This window comes from Verrucomicrobium sp. BvORR034 (assembly GCF_000739635.1).
Classification (GTDB): domain Bacteria; phylum Verrucomicrobiota; class Verrucomicrobiia; order Verrucomicrobiales; family Verrucomicrobiaceae; genus Verrucomicrobium.
In genome coordinates this window covers 18,025-34,722 of sequence record NZ_BATQ01000127.1, presented here as the reverse complement: position 1 = coordinate 34,722, position 16,698 = coordinate 18,025, and the positions used below count along the sequence as shown (strand labels likewise).

General features: G+C 58.7%; 20 protein-coding genes and 1 tRNA gene. 10 read left to right on the top strand and 11 right to left on the bottom strand.

Annotated elements, in window-relative coordinates:
• Window positions 1–280: 280 nt before the first annotated feature.
• From BV034_RS21240 to BV034_RS21220, 5 genes are all read left to right on the top strand, one after another.
• Entirely contained in the window at window positions 281–1,357 is a 1,077-nt protein-coding gene (locus BV034_RS21240; RefSeq protein WP_265593287.1) for a hypothetical protein, read from the top strand.
• 94 nt (window positions 1,358–1,451) lie between these two features.
• Window positions 1,452–2,696: a DUF1343 domain-containing protein gene (locus BV034_RS21235; protein WP_050028988.1), complete on the top strand. Its 1,245-nt coding sequence runs from the start codon at window positions 1,452–1,454 to the stop codon at window positions 2,694–2,696.
• A 131-nt stretch (window positions 2,697–2,827) separates the two neighbouring features.
• Window positions 2,828–3,364: a ribosome silencing factor gene (rsfS, locus tag BV034_RS21230; RefSeq protein ID WP_050028987.1), complete on the top strand. Its 537-nt coding sequence runs from the start codon at window positions 2,828–2,830 to the stop codon at window positions 3,362–3,364.
• A 5-nt stretch (window positions 3,365–3,369) separates the two neighbouring features.
• Window positions 3,370–4,626, top strand: coding sequence for a competence/damage-inducible protein A (locus BV034_RS21225; RefSeq protein WP_050028986.1), 1,257 nt, complete (start codon window positions 3,370–3,372; stop codon window positions 4,624–4,626).
• Window positions 4,627–4,760: 134 nt separating this feature from the next.
• Window positions 4,761–6,749, top strand: coding sequence for a fibronectin type III domain-containing protein (locus tag BV034_RS21220; protein ID WP_265593286.1), 1,989 nt, complete (start codon window positions 4,761–4,763; stop codon window positions 6,747–6,749).
• 21 nt (window positions 6,750–6,770) lie between these two features.
• On the opposite strand, the gene BV034_RS21215 is transcribed toward BV034_RS21220, so the two are convergent.
• Entirely contained in the window at window positions 6,771–7,952 is a 1,182-nt protein-coding gene (locus BV034_RS21215) for a prolyl oligopeptidase family serine peptidase (RefSeq protein WP_265593285.1), read from the bottom strand.
• Window positions 7,953–8,040: 88 nt separating this feature from the next.
• Here BV034_RS21215 and BV034_RS21210 point away from each other — a divergent pair, with 88 nt between their 5' ends.
• From BV034_RS21210 to BV034_RS21205, 3 genes are all read left to right on the top strand, one after another.
• Window positions 8,041–8,709 (top strand): hypothetical protein, encoded by a 669-nt coding sequence (locus BV034_RS21210; RefSeq protein ID WP_050028984.1) that lies wholly within the window; start codon window positions 8,041–8,043, stop codon window positions 8,707–8,709.
• 100 nt (window positions 8,710–8,809) lie between these two features.
• A complete protein-coding gene (locus BV034_RS36305; RefSeq protein WP_265593284.1) occupies window positions 8,810–9,031 on the top strand; it encodes a hypothetical protein in 222 nt (73 codons plus the stop codon).
• Window positions 9,032–9,107: 76 nt separating this feature from the next.
• Window positions 9,108–9,563, top strand: coding sequence for a hypothetical protein (locus tag BV034_RS21205; RefSeq protein ID WP_050028983.1), 456 nt, complete (start codon window positions 9,108–9,110; stop codon window positions 9,561–9,563).
• A gap of 275 nt (window positions 9,564–9,838) precedes the next feature.
• Here the strand turns inward: BV034_RS21205 and BV034_RS21200 are convergent, their stop codons facing one another.
• The 3 genes from BV034_RS21200 to BV034_RS21190 all read right to left on the bottom strand — a co-directional run bounded on the left by BV034_RS21200 (window position 9,839) and on the right by BV034_RS21190 (window position 11,116).
• On the bottom strand, window positions 9,839–10,243 hold the full coding sequence (locus BV034_RS21200; protein WP_050028982.1) for a hypothetical protein: 405 nt from the start codon (window positions 10,241–10,243) through the stop codon (window positions 9,839–9,841).
• A gap of 89 nt (window positions 10,244–10,332) precedes the next feature.
• Entirely contained in the window at window positions 10,333–10,953 is a 621-nt protein-coding gene (locus BV034_RS21195) for a hypothetical protein (RefSeq protein ID WP_265593283.1), read from the bottom strand.
• Window positions 10,954–11,049: 96 nt separating this feature from the next.
• Window positions 11,050–11,116, bottom strand: a tRNA-OTHER gene (locus BV034_RS21190).
• 68 nt (window positions 11,117–11,184) lie between these two features.
• On the opposite strand from BV034_RS21190, the gene BV034_RS21185 reads away from it, so the two are divergent.
• A complete protein-coding gene (locus BV034_RS21185) occupies window positions 11,185–12,489 on the top strand; it encodes a site-specific integrase (protein ID WP_050028980.1) in 1,305 nt (434 codons plus the stop codon).
• 38 nt (window positions 12,490–12,527) lie between these two features.
• Here BV034_RS21185 and BV034_RS21180 read toward each other — a convergent pair whose 3' ends face one another.
• The 7 genes from BV034_RS21180 to BV034_RS21150 all read right to left on the bottom strand — a co-directional run bounded on the left by BV034_RS21180 (window position 12,528) and on the right by BV034_RS21150 (window position 16,005).
• On the bottom strand, window positions 12,528–12,872 hold the full coding sequence (locus BV034_RS21180) for a hypothetical protein (RefSeq protein WP_050028979.1): 345 nt from the start codon (window positions 12,870–12,872) through the stop codon (window positions 12,528–12,530).
• 107 nt (window positions 12,873–12,979) lie between these two features.
• Entirely contained in the window at window positions 12,980–13,537 is a 558-nt protein-coding gene (locus BV034_RS21175; RefSeq protein WP_265593282.1) for a hypothetical protein, read from the bottom strand.
• Window positions 13,538–13,573: 36 nt separating this feature from the next.
• A complete protein-coding gene (locus tag BV034_RS21170) occupies window positions 13,574–13,807 on the bottom strand; it encodes a hypothetical protein (RefSeq protein WP_050028977.1) in 234 nt (77 codons plus the stop codon).
• Window positions 13,804–14,097 carry a hypothetical protein gene (locus BV034_RS21165; RefSeq protein ID WP_265593281.1) on the bottom strand — a complete coding sequence of 98 codons (294 nt, stop codon included), beginning with the start codon at window positions 14,095–14,097 and terminating at the stop codon, window positions 13,804–13,806. Before BV034_RS21165 ends, BV034_RS21170 begins: the two co-directional genes overlap by 4 nt.
• Window positions 14,084–15,505: a hypothetical protein gene (locus tag BV034_RS21160; protein ID WP_050028975.1), complete on the bottom strand. Its 1,422-nt coding sequence runs from the start codon at window positions 15,503–15,505 to the stop codon at window positions 14,084–14,086. Before BV034_RS21160 ends, BV034_RS21165 begins: the two co-directional genes overlap by 14 nt.
• Window positions 15,505–15,795: a hypothetical protein gene (locus BV034_RS21155; protein WP_050028974.1), complete on the bottom strand. Its 291-nt coding sequence runs from the start codon at window positions 15,793–15,795 to the stop codon at window positions 15,505–15,507. The genes BV034_RS21160 and BV034_RS21155 overlap by 1 nt, the downstream gene beginning before the upstream one ends.
• A 21-nt stretch (window positions 15,796–15,816) precedes the next feature.
• The gene (locus tag BV034_RS21150) at window positions 15,817–16,005 is read right to left on the bottom strand and encodes a hypothetical protein (protein WP_050028973.1); all 189 of its coding nucleotides are present in this window, start codon (window positions 16,003–16,005) and stop codon (window positions 15,817–15,819) included.
• A 78-nt stretch (window positions 16,006–16,083) separates the two neighbouring features.
• On the opposite strand from BV034_RS21150, the gene BV034_RS21145 reads away from it, so the two are divergent.
• Window positions 16,084–16,506: a hypothetical protein gene (locus tag BV034_RS21145; protein WP_050028972.1), complete on the top strand. Its 423-nt coding sequence runs from the start codon at window positions 16,084–16,086 to the stop codon at window positions 16,504–16,506.
• Window positions 16,507–16,698: the final 192 nt, after the last annotated feature.

The following is a 16,698-nucleotide window of genomic DNA, read 5'->3' as shown; positions in this document are numbered from 1 at the left end:
AGGGACGCTGGATCGTGTTTGCAGTCTGGCGTGGCTTGTCGTGACTGTGACAGGATTGACTTTACTATTCGGAAGGTCTTTTGGAGTATTAGGGCGACGTGGTGTTAAAATTCCGATGAATGCGCTGTTTTGTCCCTGGCGAGAATTTGCATGGGCTCTGCACTCCGTGGTGGGTGTGCTCGCCCTGTGTTGCTTCGCGACTCCGGCAGTGAGGGCTGATCAAGTGAGTCCGCCTTCTGCCTGGGTGGTCACCTCACAATTTGGAGACCATCTTTTCAAGATGGTTCCTGCCGAGGGACGTTTTGTGGGTGACAAGTATGTCATCACCAAAGAAGCGTTCGGAGTTGCCTATGAGGTGGATCAAAAAGGCGACTTCGTGGAGCGCTGGCGAACCAAAGGATGGTTTGCGCAACGTGGGTGGCTGAGCGAAGACGGTCGGTATTTTGTGCGGAAAGGGCCTTGGGCGAGCGACTATGAAGGCCGCACGGATCTGGCGGTGGCTTTCTATGACCGGGGCAAGCTGCTGAAGCAATACAGGGTGAAGGATCTTATCAAGAATCCAGAAGCACTTGTGCAAACCGCAAGTCACTACTTCTGGAGCCCCGAGGTGCAGACGGTGCCTGATGGTCTGGCCTCGAAGAGCTTTCATTTGGTGATGGCAGACAAGACCACCTACCAGTTCAACATTGCCACCGGCGAGATAACGGAGACGGGCCGTGATGCCGGGGCCAAGACGATGCTGGAGTTGGATGCGGAGAGGGGGAGGAACGCACTCGCCCGAGGCCAGAAGCTTTGGAGCGCCTTCCCCGCAAGGGTGGCAATGGAGAAGCTCTTTGAAGTCACACGTCCCTCAGCGGATCCGGAGATGAGCATGTCATCTGTGCACTTTGACGGGCCTGAATGGTGTGCATACCTTGAACCGAAGAAGGCTTTGGCCTTCCCTGTCCAGGTAAGGGCCGTCATTCCGGTGGTGAAGGGGGACGAACTGGCTTTTGAGATTTCGCCGGAAGAATTGCTTGGTGCCTTGGAAAGGTTGGTGGCTCACCCTTGGGTGAAAACGCGATGGGAGGAGGACGCGGAGACCCGGCCTTCGGGAATCCGTGTCCGTATCACGGGAGATCGTTTGCACTGGGACACCGAGGAGTTGCTGGGCTTGTTCAAGCTGTCGGGGAAGTATCCGTCCAAGAGCATTGATGTGAAAGCGCTGAGGCCTTGGTGTCAGGCGATTGTCGATGAGCCTGGGCAGAGGTACACATCTCTGTTCTTCAATGTGCAGACTGGTGATCTGATACTGCCTGATCGCTCGGTCCAGGGGGCGGCTCCGCTCTGTTTGGACAAGATGGGAGTGGAGAAGTGAGGCCGATAGAGGGAGACCAGCACTGGTGCTGCGGGTGTGAGAGTCGTCCCGCTGTCTTGCAATCGCTGGCTTTCGTCCTAAAGGGGATGACCCCATGCCTGCACTCAAGATTCTACTCAGCCTTCTTGTTGGACTCACGATAGCCGGTTGCACCCTTCCTCAGCAGCCTGCAGGACGTCCCGTAGGACCCGCAGCGGCCCCAAATGCTCCCTTCACGCTGGGGATCGATGTGCTGGCGAGCAATGGCTATGACCTGCTCCGAGGCAAGCGGGTGGGGCTGATCTGCAACCAGACGAGCATGACGGGCAACGGTACGATGACCCGGGTGGCATTGAAGCGCGCGGGGGTGAATCTGGTCGCGCTCTATGCGCCGGAGCACGGGGTGGATGGGACCATCAAGGCGGGGATCCATGTGCAGGATCGGAAGGATCCGGTGACGGGGTTGCCGGTGTACTCCCTCTATGGCGACACGCGCAAGCCAACCCCGCGCATGCTGGCACCGATCGATGTCTTGCTGTTCGATCTACAGGACATCGGGTCACGCAGTTATACCTATATCTCCACCATGGTGGTGGCCATGGAGGCGTGCGGGGAGAGCGGGAAGGAATTCATCGTGCTGGACCGGCCGAATCCGTTGGGCGGATGGCGCGTGGAGGGGCCGCCGGTGGAGCCGCAGTGGAAGTCCTTCGTGAGCCAGGTGAATGTGCCCTATGTGCATGGCATGACGACGGGGGAACTGGCGATGATGGTCGCCGGAGAGGGATGGATCACTCGTCGGCCTCGTCTGCGGGTGGTGAAGATGCGCGGTTACGACAGAAACATGCTGTGGCAGGACACGGGCCTGCGCTGGTACCGTACGTCCCCCAACATTCCGCACGCGGGATCACCCGTGTACTACGTGGCCACCGGGATGCTCGGCGGGGCGGCGGCGGTCGATGTGGGGATTGGCACGGAGAACCCCTTCGGCTATGCGGGAGGCCGCGGGGTGAATCCGCAGGTGTTTGCCGACTATTGCCGACGCCTCGGTTTTCCCGGTGTGGGGTATGAGCCGTACTCCCGAGAGGGCTTTGGCGGCGTGAGGCTGCGCATTGATCCCCGGACTCCAGCGAACGTCACGGCTCTGGATGTGTACTTGATCGCTGGCCTGCAGAACCAGACGCGTGGGGCGGTGCTGGGGCGGATGTCTGCTTCTCAGATCAACCTGTTCAACAAGGTGTACGGTAGCGACAGTCTCCGGCGGGATCTGATGCGGGGTGTTTCTCCGACCCGTATTGTCGGTTCCTGGAAGCGGTTCGAGGATGGGTTCCGGGCCAAACGGCAGCGTTATTTGATGTACTAAGGCGAGGGTCAAGGGGAGAGAGGTAAGGGAAAAGGAGAGAGAACTTTGAGTTGGTGGGTGGGGGTGGAAGTCGTTGGTGGGGCGCGGTTTGGGTTGCAACTGGGCACTAACTGGCTCACAATCCCTCGACCATGGCAAAAAAAGCTGTAAAAAAGGCAACGATCCTCACCTCTCAACGCTCCGATGAGGAGGAGATGGCCTTTGCGGCCGCCACGTTCGCCGATGACAAGAAGGCGGAAGACATCGTGATCATGGACGTGCAGGGAATCTCGCCTGTGGCGGATTACTTCGTGATCTGCACCGCGACCTCGATGCCGCACCTCAAGGCCATTCGCAACGAGGTGAAAGACCGTTTTTGGGTGGAGCACAATCGCAAGCCCATCGCCGTGGATGAGAAGATGGAAAGTCTCTGGATCATCCTGCACTACGGGGATGTGATGGTGCACGTCTTCCACAAGGAAAAACGCGACTTCTACGCCCTGGAAGAACTCTGGGGCGATGCGCCCCGGGTGGCCTGGCAGCCGGCTGTGCCAGCGGCCGCCGCTCCGGCGCCCAAGGCCAAGAAAGCGGCTGCGCCTGCCAAAAAGGCCGCCGCTCCTGCCAAGAAAGCTGCCGCCAAAAAAGCCCCTGTAAAGAAGGCTCCTGCCAAGAAAGCCGCGCGTAAGTAGTCGGCATGAGGTTGGAGCTCATCAACACGGGCACGGAACTGCTCATTGGCGATGTCGTCAACACCAACGCCGCCTGGCTGGGCCAGCGCTTGGTTGATCTGGGTGTGCTCGTGCAGCGCGCCACGATTGTGCCGGATGGCATGGCCATTGAGGACGCGCTCAATGATGCGGTGCGCCGTTCAGACGTCGTGATCATCACCGGAGGGCTGGGCCCGACTTCGGACGATGTCTCCAGAGAGGCAGCCGCTGGAGTGCTGGGGCTGACCCTTGAGACTGATCCGGAAGTGATGAAGGTGCTGGAGGCGATCTTTGCCCGCTCGGGCAAGGGGGTAAATGAGCACAATCAACGACAGGCCTTGGTGGTGAAAGGGGCTCATGTGCTGGCCAATCCTCATGGCACTGCTCCGGGATTGCATCTGCCCGCAAGTCTGGGTACTCCCAAAGGTCTGGACTGCACGCTGTTTCTTCTGCCTGGACCTCCCCGGGAACTGAAGCCGATGATGACGGAACTGGTGGAGCCCATCCTACGGGGCATGCTGCCAGGGGGCACGGACATGCAGTGCCGCTACTTCAAATTTACCGGGATTGGTGAATCGGATATTTCCATGGCACTCCAGGAGGGCCTGGAAGCCATTGGCGACCTGGAAATCGGGTATTGCCTGGGCAAGGGCGATGTGGATGTGCGGGTAAATGGACCCGCCAGGGCTCTTGAGCGTGCCGGAGTCTTCTGTCGGGAGAAACTGGGCGAGTTCCTGGTTTCTGATGACCGTCGCCTCGTGGAAGAGGTGGTGGTGGACCTGCTGAAGGAGCGCGGGGAGTGGCTCGCCACGGCGGAGAGCTGCACCGGCGGCTTCATCGCTCATCGCGTCACAAATGTGAGCGGTGCCTCCGCGGTACTGGGCCACGGCCTGGTGACCTATGCCAATGAGGCCAAGACCCAGCACTTGGGTGTGCCCGCAGAATTGATCAAGGAACATGGGGCAGTCAGTGAACCCGTAGCGGCCGCCATGGCGGAGGGATGCCTCCGCATCAGCGGCGCAGATCATGCCGTGGCGGTGACGGGAATCGCTGGACCCACCGGGGGAACCCCGGAGAAACCCACCGGCACGGTGTTTATCGCGCTTGCGTCCAAGGGCGCTCCTGTGGAGGTGCGGAAGCGCTGGTTTCGGGGTGAGCGGGAGCGATTTAAGATTCTCACCAGTCAGACGGCGCTCGACTTCGTCCGTCGGCGTCTGCAAGGGTATGCCTTGCCGAACGGCTGATTCTGATTCATGATGTCGGTCCGGATGATTATTTTTGCTGGCGTCCTCCTGGTGTGCCAGCCACCCTTATCCTGGCCCACATGATTTCTTTGTCCGTACTTCTGCCTTGGTCTCGCGCTGCCCGCATGGGTGGGATGCTGCTTGCCCTCACTGCTCTGACCTCTGGCATGGCCCTGGCGGATGTGAAACTAAGGGCGGGGGACGGCAAGCGCAGCAAGGACGACGTTTTCATTCCTGAGGCCCGTGATGTGTCGGCCAGCTTTGTGGCCGGGAATGCTGTTGATATTGAACTGATTGGGACCGTTGGAACCCTGAAGCAGGCCGACTTCGTGGTTCGTCAGCTTCCGGAGCATGGCACGCTGACCAACCTGCGCCCGCATCCACGCGAATCCAACAAGTCCCTCATCACCTACACCCATGCTGGGGAACAGGCGTCCCTGACGGATCGCTTTACCTACTCGGTGCGGGTGGATGGCGGCCCTTTCTCCGCGCCGGCCACGGTCACGCTGCGCGGACAGCGCATGGAGCCGATCCTTTCCATCGTCAAAATGCCGTCGTTTGGCAGGGTGTTTCTGGGCGGTGAGGCATCCGGCACTGTTTCCGTGCGGAATATGGGACGGGCACCCTATCGCATGAACATGGTGTGGAGCGAGGGCTGGTCTGGCCCGCCCACACTGGAGGTGAACCCGGGGGATACCGTGGATTTCCAACTGATCTTCAAGCCGGTGCGTCCGGGTGAGGTGCGGCATGAGATCGAACTTCAACCTGGTGTGAAGACCAGCAAGCTGACCCTGTTTGGTGAAGGGTTGCGCGCTCTGACGGTAAGCCCTGGATATCTGACCTTGGACTACAATCGCACCACGGGGGTGCGCTCAGGGATTCTGACCCTGGTCAATGGGCGCTCAGATCCGATGAAGGTGACCATCAAGTTCCCCATCCGGCTCCTAGCCCCGGCGACACTGGAGATTCCACCGCAGCAGAAGGCTGAGGTGCTGCTGCAACTGCCTGCCACCGATGTGCCCCAGTTTCTTGGCGAAGTGGTGGTGGAGGCAGACGGCGTGTCCGAGAAAGTTGCGGTGCAGTCCCGGCCCAAGCCAGCTGAGCTGAAGGTGGTTTCTCCAGAAAAGGGTACCTTGGACTTCGGACAGGTGACCCAGCGCAAGGCGACCAGCCGCGACATCATTCTGGCCAATACCGGTGGAGAACTGCTGGTGGTGGAAGTGCAGGCTCGCAATCCGTACGTGTCAGAGTTTTCTGGTCAGGCCCTGCGTCTGGAGCCCGGCCAACAGCGCAGCGTGAAGGTCTTCCTGAAGAGTGAGTCTCTGGGCAACGTCATCAGCGACCTGCGCATCATCGGGGGCGCATCGGAGTCGGTGGTCACCCTCAAATCGTACGTTCGTGAACTGGCCGCTCCTGACGCTGCTCCTGCGCCTCCCGTCGTGGCGGCCGCCCCTGCTGCTCCGGTGACTCCTTCAACCGGCGATTCGCAGCCTGACCCGGCACCGACGGCATCTCCCGTGGCAGTAACGCCCGCAGTTGCCCCTGTGGCAGTGGCCCCCAGTCCGGCCGCTACTCCCGTGCGTAGAAGCGCTCCCTCGGATACACCCCGCGCCCCGCTTAACAATGTGCAGAGTGCCTTGGCCGCGTATCTGGCGACGGAAGGCCTCCCGATGCCTTCCAGCTCTATCAACCCGCATCTGGACCGTGTGAACAGTGTGGAACTGGTGGATCGTGAAACTTCAAACTTCACCATCGCCTGGAAGAAGCCCGGTGTGGCTCCCGCGGGCTGGGCTCTGGAGACTGCCTCCATGTCCAAAGATGAGAGAAGCAACCTCTTCATCAAAACTTGGAACCGGGTGAACCATTGGAAGACGGTTTCCGGTGACAATGACAAGGTGGTCGTGAAGGTGCTGGCCCTGCGCCCCGCCTCCCAGTACGAGATGCGAGTGCGCGGTGTGGACCGCGATGGAAAATTCTCCGAACCGTCTCCGATCTTTGTGGTGACTACTCCGGAACCCTGGCGGGTGCCCGCCTGGGCGTGGCGTGGGATGCTCGTGAGCGCGTTGCTGGTCGTGATCTACATGCTGTGGCGTGCACGTCGCGGTGACTTCGAGTTCGCGTGAGGTGGTTGGTCCTCTAGTTCCTTACGAAGCGGGGCCGCTCTTTGCTTCCCGCAGCGTTTCGAAGAGCTTGTACGCCTGCTCACGGGCTTCATTGGGGAAGTCGTGGTCGCATTCTGGGTGGATCACCTGCAGGTGATCCGCTGCGTTGTGAAGGCGGTACACGTCGCGTGCGGCGGCAGCGACCCGATCCACGCTGTCCCATTTGAAATTGCTGTCCCGCATGGGAGCTGAAATGAGGACATGGCGTGGGGCCAGCACGGCGAGGAGTTCAGGGAAATCAAACGGCACATCCTGCGGCCGGCCCAGGTATTGGGCCATGCGGGGCATGTAGCGTTCTTGGGTCCAGCCCCGGAGGTCGCCATTCTTGTAGTCGCGGTAGGAGTCCAGACCACAGGAGCTGACCACAACCTGGATCCGTGGATCGAACACGGCGGTGTAAATGGAATTGTGCCCACCCAGTGAATGGCCCACGGCCCCGTAGCGTCCGCGACTTACATACGGAAGGCTGTCGAGCACATCCAGAGCCCGCATGTTGTCCCAGATCGCCTTCATGGTGCCACTTTCGTAGCCCAGAGCTTTGAGATCCGGAGTGTAGCTGGCCAGATGCGGATAGTTTGGAGCAATGGTGACAAAGCCACGGGCCGCGAGTTCGCTGGCGTACTGACGGTTGGCCTTGCCTCCCAGACCCACGACGACGCCATAACCCACCTGGTTGTCGGTGGGGTGGAGGCACAGTACCGCCGGGTAGGTGGATTGGCTTCCGGATTGCAGGGCCGTCTTGGGTACGCACAGATAGGCGGGGGTGCGGCTGCCAGGCTCAGACTGGTAGGTGATGCGCTGGCGGATGTAGTTTCCTTCATCCGACTGGTCCTCGATCCGCACGTCCAACGGACAGCGTTTGCTGGCATCCGGCAGCGGACCCATCACAGACTGGGCTGCTTTTAGAATCTCCAGTCGGCGAGGTTTCCATTCTGCTGGCGTGGTCGCTGGCCTGTTGCTGCCGTTGGGAGCGCGGACTTCCAGAGGCTTGAAGGGGTCCAGCCGCGCTGGGGTGCCGAGAGGGTTGTCTGCAGCGGCGTGGGCGTGGGCGACGAGGCTAGTGGCAGCGATGAGGGGGAGCAGTCGGAGCATCGTGGAAAATACGGCGGCAGGCTCCTGTTCCTTCTCAGAACCGGAAGGGCGGGCTGGGGCGATGTCGCGCAAAATTGCTGCTTCCTCAGAGGTTGTGCTTGGTGATAGCATGAGAAAGTTGTTTTTGGTGCCGGGTGTCTGAACTCTCAATTCTGCTGTCATGAAAGCGATTGCGGCCTCCATTATCCTCTTCGCATTGAGCCTCGGAACTGCTGAGGTGAAGGCAGATGGATACCCCTACAACTCCAGCACCCAGGAGGTGTTTGTGGGCACGGTGCGCATCCGACTTTCAGCCGCCCAGCAGCTGGAGATTGCCAAAAGCGGGGAATTGAAACCGGATGCAACACAGCGGACCTTCCTGCTGACGGTGTATCCCAACCTGCCAGAGCAGATCCAGGTGCTGTCGGCCACCTACAATGACAGCATCGAGGACATGGACGATAGCTTCGTGAACTGCTTCTGGGTGGCTCCTGCCGAAGTGGCCTTGACGTTGCCGCCCCGTGCGGAGAAGAAAGTGTGGAAGTTTGCCATGCCACCTGAGGGGATGAAGCCACCGCATCTGCGGCTGGGGGCAGATGGTGCGATCTATGAGAGTGGCAAGGAACTGGATCTCGCTGCGGCCTTGAAGCTGATTGAAACCACGCCCACTCTGGACGGAGACGCGGGTGGAGACCGCCTCGTGGTGATCACCCTTCCGCCGCCCTATCGCGTGAGTGCGGAGGATGCCGAGCATGAGTATGCCGCAGCGAACCGGAAAGTGGCAGAGATTTTTGCCAAGCTGGTAGAGCACAGCCAGACGCACAAGGTGACGTTGCAGCAGACTTGGTGAGATGGGGGTATTCTGGCGGGTCCAGAGTGAGTGAGTTTCCTGAGCGAAAAAAATGACTTCGCCACCCATCCAGTGAGTGGGGCAAATTCGAATCGCGGGCATGAAGTTGTACCAAGTTCTCCTAACTTCCGGCGGGTCAGGCCATGTGACCGCTGAGGGCTACACCCGCATTGGTGAGCTGATCATGTTTTTCCGCGGTCCGTCCAAGGGGTGGGTTGCTTCCTATCGTTCGGATCTGGTGGCAAGCATCCGCGATGTCTCGGTGTCTCCGGCGGCAGGTGGGACCGTCACTGAGGAACTCCTCGCGGCCCGGGCGAGTTGATTGACCGGACGACCCTGCCTTTGGATGTTTTTGCTCCACTTTTGCAACGGATTGACGCACACTGGGTTTCATGAGGATGCCTTTCTCGTCGCTTCGCCATTTGCCGCTGTCGGGTCCTGCTTGGAAGAAGATCTTCACCCTCGTTGCGTTGTCTGGCGCTGCGGTTGCGGGCATCAGTTGCACCTGCTGTGATTCCGGGGTGGCTTCAGGTCCGGGGCAGGTCCGTTACAACAGCTGGATCTCCTGTGATCCCGATCACCCAGAGACTCTGGTTTCTCGTGGCAAGGTACGCATGCGGGATCCAGAGTGGAAGTTGATTCCTCACCCGCGCGACTGGGACTCCACGGTGTATCGCACGTGGCTGCACTATGACGAGCCTCGTCTGGCTATTGATGACAAGGTGGTGGCGGGAGAGTATCGCAATGGTCGTGATTCGGCCAGATGCCCAGAAGGGCAGGGGGACATCACCGCCATTTACGGCGGGCCGAGCGGGTCTCCCACCAACCAGCGCTGGGGCAACTCGGGCAAGTAGTTGCGACCCATTGGGGTGAGGCCTGCGGACCCAAGAACCTGTTTGGATAAAAACATCCGGGTGTGGCAGGTTCAACTAAGGGAATGAGATAAAAGCGGCTTCGCCGAGCCTGAGAACTGCCCCCTCCGGGTTGGGGTCCTTTTGAGCCTGGACTGCGTTGCTCATCGGTTGTGAATCTCGATTCACGCCCTCTTCGCGCCTTGTCCAGACTCAAAATGCCTCGCAACACACCCAGCGTTTTTATCCAAACAGGTTCTACGGGGCTGTGAGCCAGCCTAGAGGTATTCCCGAAATCCCAGCGCGCGCAGCACGAGGTAATACGTAAGCGCTGGCAGAAACAACGAAACCAGCAGGATGGCGGTGACGATGAGATGCCCCCGGCTTATGAGGAGCAGCGGAATCGTGGCATAGCCCAGTAGTACGCTCAACAACACGAGCGGCTCCAACGACCAGTGCACCGATAGGCGCTGCTCCGCGAGATAGCTGGCAATGGATGCCACCGGGGCGAGGATGGTGAGGCCGAACAAGATGGCAACTACTCCCGACAACGCGAAGGAGGCGCCAATCAAAGGGACCTGACTGCTCGCCAGGGCATGGCCAATGCCGTCTAACCCTGTCACCACGTTCAGAAGCAAGGTCGAAGCGGTGAATCCGGCAATGTGCTTGAGGAGAAACTTCATCGAAACGGAAGGAGCATTTTGCCCAAGCTGTAGGCGAGTCGAAGAGCTGGCGCAACGGGAGGGTGGCCTGCTTGGATGAATACGGTGTGCTATGGTTTTGCCGCCCCACCCACTGGCGTCGGGTCGGGCGGAATGGGCGCGTGACAATCTGGATTCGCAATCCTGGCAAGTTTCATCAAGGAGCGAGTCACTTGATTGAACCCTGAAAGTCCCCGGTCCTGCCAGTTGCTCTCAGGTGTGTCCCGTCGGATGATTCGGTAGCTTCCTGCCTCGATGATCTCTACCAGGTACATGTAGGGGTGACCAATGGAGACTGGTTTGTCATCGTCCAACGCGGTGCGGAAGGCTGGCGAATCGATGCTGTTCACCAGAGCCAGACGCTCCGTCTCGCTGAGCGTGATCTTGCCAGACCGGGTGGGTTGGTTCCGAAAATTGAAATCATGCTCGGTCCATTCGAGCTTTGCGCCTTTTGACCGGGGTTGGACGACATGAAAAGCATAGACAAAACCCCGGCTGCTGAAGCACATCAAACGGATCGATTCATAGTCCGCGGACTGGGCCACTTTTGGGCGCAAGTCCTCCAGGAACATCAGCAACATATCGAGGCTCCATTCCGTCGCCCGGGAAAGAACTGGCCGGTCAGCTTCGGTGACTTGATAGGCCTGAGCGACGGGCCTGCTGGGGCCTGCGGCAGACAAGGCGGAAGTCATGGCCCACGCCATAGCGAGGAGGGTCGCTATCCGGTCTATGTGTCGATAAACCATTTGGCGAGAGAGGGGGGCGGCTTAGATTCCCGAAGAGGGGCTTGGTGGAGATAAGGGGATTCGAACCCCTGACCTTCTCATTGCGAATGAGAATAGCAAGTCGATATCCGTGGGGCGTCGCTCGTCAATTAAGTGAAAGACGTTGCACGAATCACAGAATTTGACCACATTGCACACATGAAAAGTGGTCATCTGGTCAAAGATGGTGGTCAAAAAGCAGGGCCACGGAAAAAACAGGCCAGAAGTGGTGCACAGAAGATCTCCGGCCTGACACAGATCAACGGCTGGTTCTACTATCGGCCCGCCCAAGTGAAGGGGATGCGGCCACGTAGAATTGCGCTGGACACCCAAGACTTCGATACTGCTGTTCAGTTGGCCCTCCAATACAAGCGGACCACCGACCAGGAATATCGTGCTGGCAGCATCGCGTTCGAAGCGAAGCGATTCTTGGCAGAGAAGAAGAGGAAAAATGCCAGTGAGTGGACCGTTGATTCCGATGAATCGGCCATCAAGCTGTTCTGTGAATTCGTCGGCGGAGAGACGATGATCAGTGGCATCTCGGCTGCTAAGATGGAGCAATGGCGCGACTTTCTGGCCAGGGAGGGCAAGGTGTCTAGGAAAAGACTTGTCGAGGGGGCTCCCAAACCCAAGGGGAAACCCCTCTCTGATCTCACTGTGAAGACCTATGTCACGAGGGTAGGGACGTTTTTCGAATGGCTCAAAGACCAAGGTGGGTTGGTGAAGAACGTCGTCCGCGAAGTCGAGGTCCCGAATAGCAAGAAGACGAGAGTCGAGCTCTTTTGCCAAAAAGCCGAGCGTGACGTCTTGTTCTCCTGCTGTGACCGGGAGGATATGGAAACGTTGCTCTGGCTGGGGTTCCATGCCGGGCTGCGCCTCAACGAAATTGTGCAGGCCAGACCGGAATGGATCCGTTTTTGGAAGGCGGGTGCCGAGTGGCACGGGGAGATTGTGGTCCAGGAGACAGACACGTTCAAACCCAAGGACAGGGAAGCTCGTTCGATTCCGATGAATTCGGAACTCCTGCGGTTCATGAAGAACCGCAAATGGGAGGGGAAGTACCTTCTCCATCCAGAGATCGAGCGTGGGAAGGATAAATATCGCTGGAATCCACGGCGCCCATTTAAGGCACTGGTGAAGAAGGCCGGGCTGTCCTGGGTGGGAGTTCATACATTGAGGCATACTTACGCGACGCATTTGGTGATGGGAGGGGTGCCTATTGCGGTTGTGGCGAGGTGGCTTGGAGACGATGTAAAGACGACCTATGAGACCTATGCTGGCTACGTGCCCAACCGGGCCCACACCGATGCGGGGCTCACTGTGACGTCCCCAGGCGACGATGCTGTCGCGCCGGAGAAGGTGCTCCGAATGATTGCTGAGCTGTTGACGAAGCAGCAAGGGGGTGGGGAGGCTGCCAAGCTTCTAGACGGCTTGATTGCCGGCGGGGGTGGCAACGGAATGTGAGATTGTTCCATGGGATCAGCAGCCAAATGACGGTTTAGTCATGGCAATTGGGTGGAGGTGTTGGCTTGCTGAGGCGGCACTCTGAACCGCGCTGAAATCGTGATGGCCGGTGGGCGACCGCTTGCCTGGGTCCACTCGCAGTTCGTGCAAAACAAGGCGAGCTCCTTTACCCAGTGTTCTGGCAGTGCTTGTGCAGTCAGATGCACTGCCACCGAAGGATGGGTTCCTTCGGGCAGCTCGATGGTGAATGAGTCATAGATTCGGTCCAACGGATCCTCCGGTGACCCTTTTGCTGGCGGTTCCGGCTTCACGCTGCCGGTCGCCCCGAACGCGGTGGTGAGGTCTTCTTCAGTCCACCCCTCGCCTCTAAGAGAGTGGCGCATTTCCCAGCAGGCTTTTTCGAGCCTGGCTAGACGAGCTTGTGGCGTTTCAAAAGGAGGGGTGGACATTGGAGGACGGGGTTGGTCGCAGTTGTTGATGAGGCGTTTCTCTAGGAGGCTTTGCGCTCTCTCTCCGCCAAATTAATGAATAGGGTGTGCTCAGTGAATGACTCCGGCACCTGCACCTCCGCCGCGACCAGGGCGATCACGGCATTTCTGGGCACCGTGACTGTGTTTATCGTGGCGAATTCCCGAGGTGGCCACTCGGAGGCGTGAAGAAAGGTTTCCAGGCCTTGGGCGTTGATAACGCGGCTGGTGGACTTCTTGTTTTCCAAGACTTTCAGTTGGGCGCCTCGTTCAATGACGATCAATGGGGAGGAACATTGAGACATGTACTCGAAGTCCTCGCTGAGAAAGATCTCAAGCTCCCGGGGGCCGGAGGGCAATGTGCTTAGAATATGTTTGAGTAAGTGCGTCTTGCCGCTCATTGGCGGCCCTGTGACTGCGAAAAGCGGAAACTTGTGGCAAGCTGCACGCTTTTCAGCTTTGGCCTCTGCCGCTTCAGTAACGCACTCAATGAGACGATAGATGTTTTTGCCGCTCTGCTCATCTTGCAGTTGGTAAGAGATCAAAAATGAGTCTTGGAAGGCGGGATGTGGTGCGTTCATTGATTCGTTTTGTCTTGTTTGGTGGGTGCTGGCTGCCTACTCGACGGGTTTTCCGGTCTCGATGTCGTAGCCGCCGTTGAGCTCAAGCTGGCGAAGGGCGCTGTCGATCGCCGAACGATGCCACAGTACGGTCTTGCCTTGCTTGCCCTTGTAGATGGGCTGCAGCTTGTAGTTCTCGACAAGCCACTCCCAAAAGACGCGCTTGCGCACGTATTCATGGGCTTCCAGGGTCGTAAGTGTGGCTGGCAGAAAGATAAGAGATGCATTCATGGCCAAAAGGGTTGTTTCATCCATTCGATAGCGGCCAGCCGATGCTTGGTGTCCCAACTGCCGCAGGCATCGAATAGGTCGAAGTTCCACTTGGATTCAGTGGCGTAGCCGGGATTCCAAACATTGGCGACGAAGAGCAATGCGTGCCTCTCTCCGCTGCTTGATGTGCCCCAGTGGCTCATGAACTCATCAACATTGAATTCGCCTGCCTTGCGGTACATCTCTGCCCGCCAAGCAATGCTCGGAAACGACTCAATGAGCCTGATGATTTGTAAGTCACTCTTGTGCATCTGCGGGGGTGATGAGGTTGCGGCGGAGCTCGTCGAAGTATGGCAGGATCAGGGTCCTCCAGCTGGCGATGAGTGCTTTCAGGTCCAGAGGGCTGATTTCTTCGAGCCTGGTTGGGACGTGATTCTTCTCCAAGATTGGCACCAGATCGGGCCACTTGATGTGGTCCAGGTGCATGAGGGCCTGCAGCTCGGCCTGTGGAGATATCTCAAGCTTCGCCACGTATTCGCGGGTGCGATCATGCCCCGAGCACTGCAACCTGCAGGTGCGTGGGTAGGGATGCTCTTGATCAGGCGGGAAGTGCCAGATGCGCCCGGTCTTTTCCGGCGCGTAGCGCTTTAGGAAATTACCAAACCTGCTTCTGGCGGCGCTGGTGAGGGTGAAGACCTTCTTCTGCGCTGGTCCCGAGCCTTCTGTTTCCTCTTTGCCATCAAGGAAGCGCTCCAAGATGCCATGTTCATGGCAGGTGGACACGATCTCTGCAAAGTTGAAGCCCATGGTTCGGTTGTCCAGATCGAGGCGATTGAGCAGCTCAAGGGCGAGTCGGCGCAGATCGGCGTCATCCGGAGAGCCGGAGACAGAGTCGTCTGGCCGCTTTTCAAACAAGTCTCCAAGGCCGGCGGCTTCCAAGATCCCTCCGACTGTGTGACTCCAGATCTCAAAGCCGCGCCGTACTCTCCCAGTGCATTTGGGGCGGCCCTGGCCCACCCAATGCAGGACCAACGACAACACGGCATCTTTGAGCTTGCGGCCGTTATCGATGATCCAGTTCTCTTCGATCGGCTCCTTAACCTCGCGGTCCTGGGCCTCTGCTTCCTCTACTGACAGGTCGCAAAGGAGGAAGCGACCCATGTTATCCGTGCTCAGCTGCAGGTTGTTGCCCGTGAGAACCACAGTGGTGCTGTGTTCCGCGGTGAATGACCGGTTTGTGCCTAGTACGCGACCAGCCCACACAGGCGCGGTCATGAAGCCTTCCAGGGCTTCAGAGGTGACAACTCCTTTGATGTTGTCGAAAATGATGTAGGGCGTGGCCTCAAGCGCGACGGCATCCAGCGCCTTGCGAATTTCTGCCTCATCTGATCGTTTGCGATCGTTGGTTGGCCATGTGCGGACCTGCGTCCAGCCGTAGATGGGGGCTACGGCCATCTTGGCCAGCAGGGTCTTGCCCGAGCGTGGTGCGTTGGCGTTGTTGGCGAAGCCCAGACGTGAGGCCCCCTTGGGAATGAGGCCGCCACAGGCCATGGACACCATGCAACCAATGTGCACACGGTACGAGCGTGGCCACAAATGCGGAGGGATACTGGCCGCGTTGCCATTGTGATCGGCGAGCAGTTTGCCTACGCGCCCTTCTGCAAAGGGGAACTCACTGTGAACCTCTGCCAGGTATTGGACGGCTTCAGGGTGGGTCATTACTTCTGGGTGGTGAATGCTGCTGGGATTCCCGTTCCGGAGAGTAGATCCTCAAGGCTCATGAGCGTCTTGGGCTCAATCCTGTCGATGATTGTGCCGATTTGTGAGGGTTTGCCCGGCTGGCACTTGTGCCATTTGCCGTCGGTTCCACGGTAGACTGCGTCACCACGCTTCAAGGGCTCTGCCGCAATGGCTGCCAAGGCGTCTTCAGCGGCCTTTATGTGCCGGTGTATCAACATGGCGGCAATGCCAGCGATACAGAAGATTCCTGCTAGAGAGGTGATCAGCATAGGTAGGAGGCGGGGTGGGGCTTAGCCTTGGGGGCTGGCGGCCTCTGCGAGGCGACGCTCGAACTCTTCTTCAAAGTCGAGGGCCGCCCGGGCCGTGGTGCGGTCAGCACCGGCGTCACGCATTGAGACGGCCAGGTCCAAGAACACCTTCATCAAGGCAACGTGGGCTGGCGTCCGCAGCGGGGTGGTTTGGATTTCTGCTAGGGCCATATACAGACATTTAGGAGAAATGCCTAAATCGGTCAAGAAAGATTTGCACTTTCGCCCAAATGTATAGAAATTACCTACATGCCCAAGACCCCCCATTCTCTCCAAGCGATCGTTGAGCACACCGGCAAGGCCATCACCAGTATTGCGAGAGAGGCGGACATTGACCCAGCGAGCTTGGCGAAGATTGGCCGGGGGGTAGGCCTGCTCACGACGGTCATGTTGGAGAAGCTCGTAGCTCAGGATTTCATTCCCGACCGAGACAAGCAGCAGCTGGTGCAGTCCTTCATCGAAGACCGATTGCCAGAGAATGCTAGGTCCTTGGTGCTGATAGCAAAACGTAGTCTCGATGGGGAGAGCGTGATCAGGGAAGAGGAAGACGCAGACGATTTCGACAGGGCGATCAAGCGCCTGAGTGACATGGGCAAGAACAACCCAGCGCTCGCCAGAGCCATCAGGAACATGGTGGCCGTGTATGAGGGCAAGTACGACGTGCAGCCCTGACCTTGATGGAGGCAGCGCGCCCCCGAATCCCGTTGTTGTTGAATGCGCGCTTAGAATTGAGAGGGGAAGTGGGGCACCACCACCGTGGTTAAAGGAATCTTTTTACCCCCAAAAGCGTTCACGTTGGTAATACCCGCTTTGTCGCGCGATGTCCGGTGTTTTTACTGAATGTCCCATGCTGATCGAGTTGGC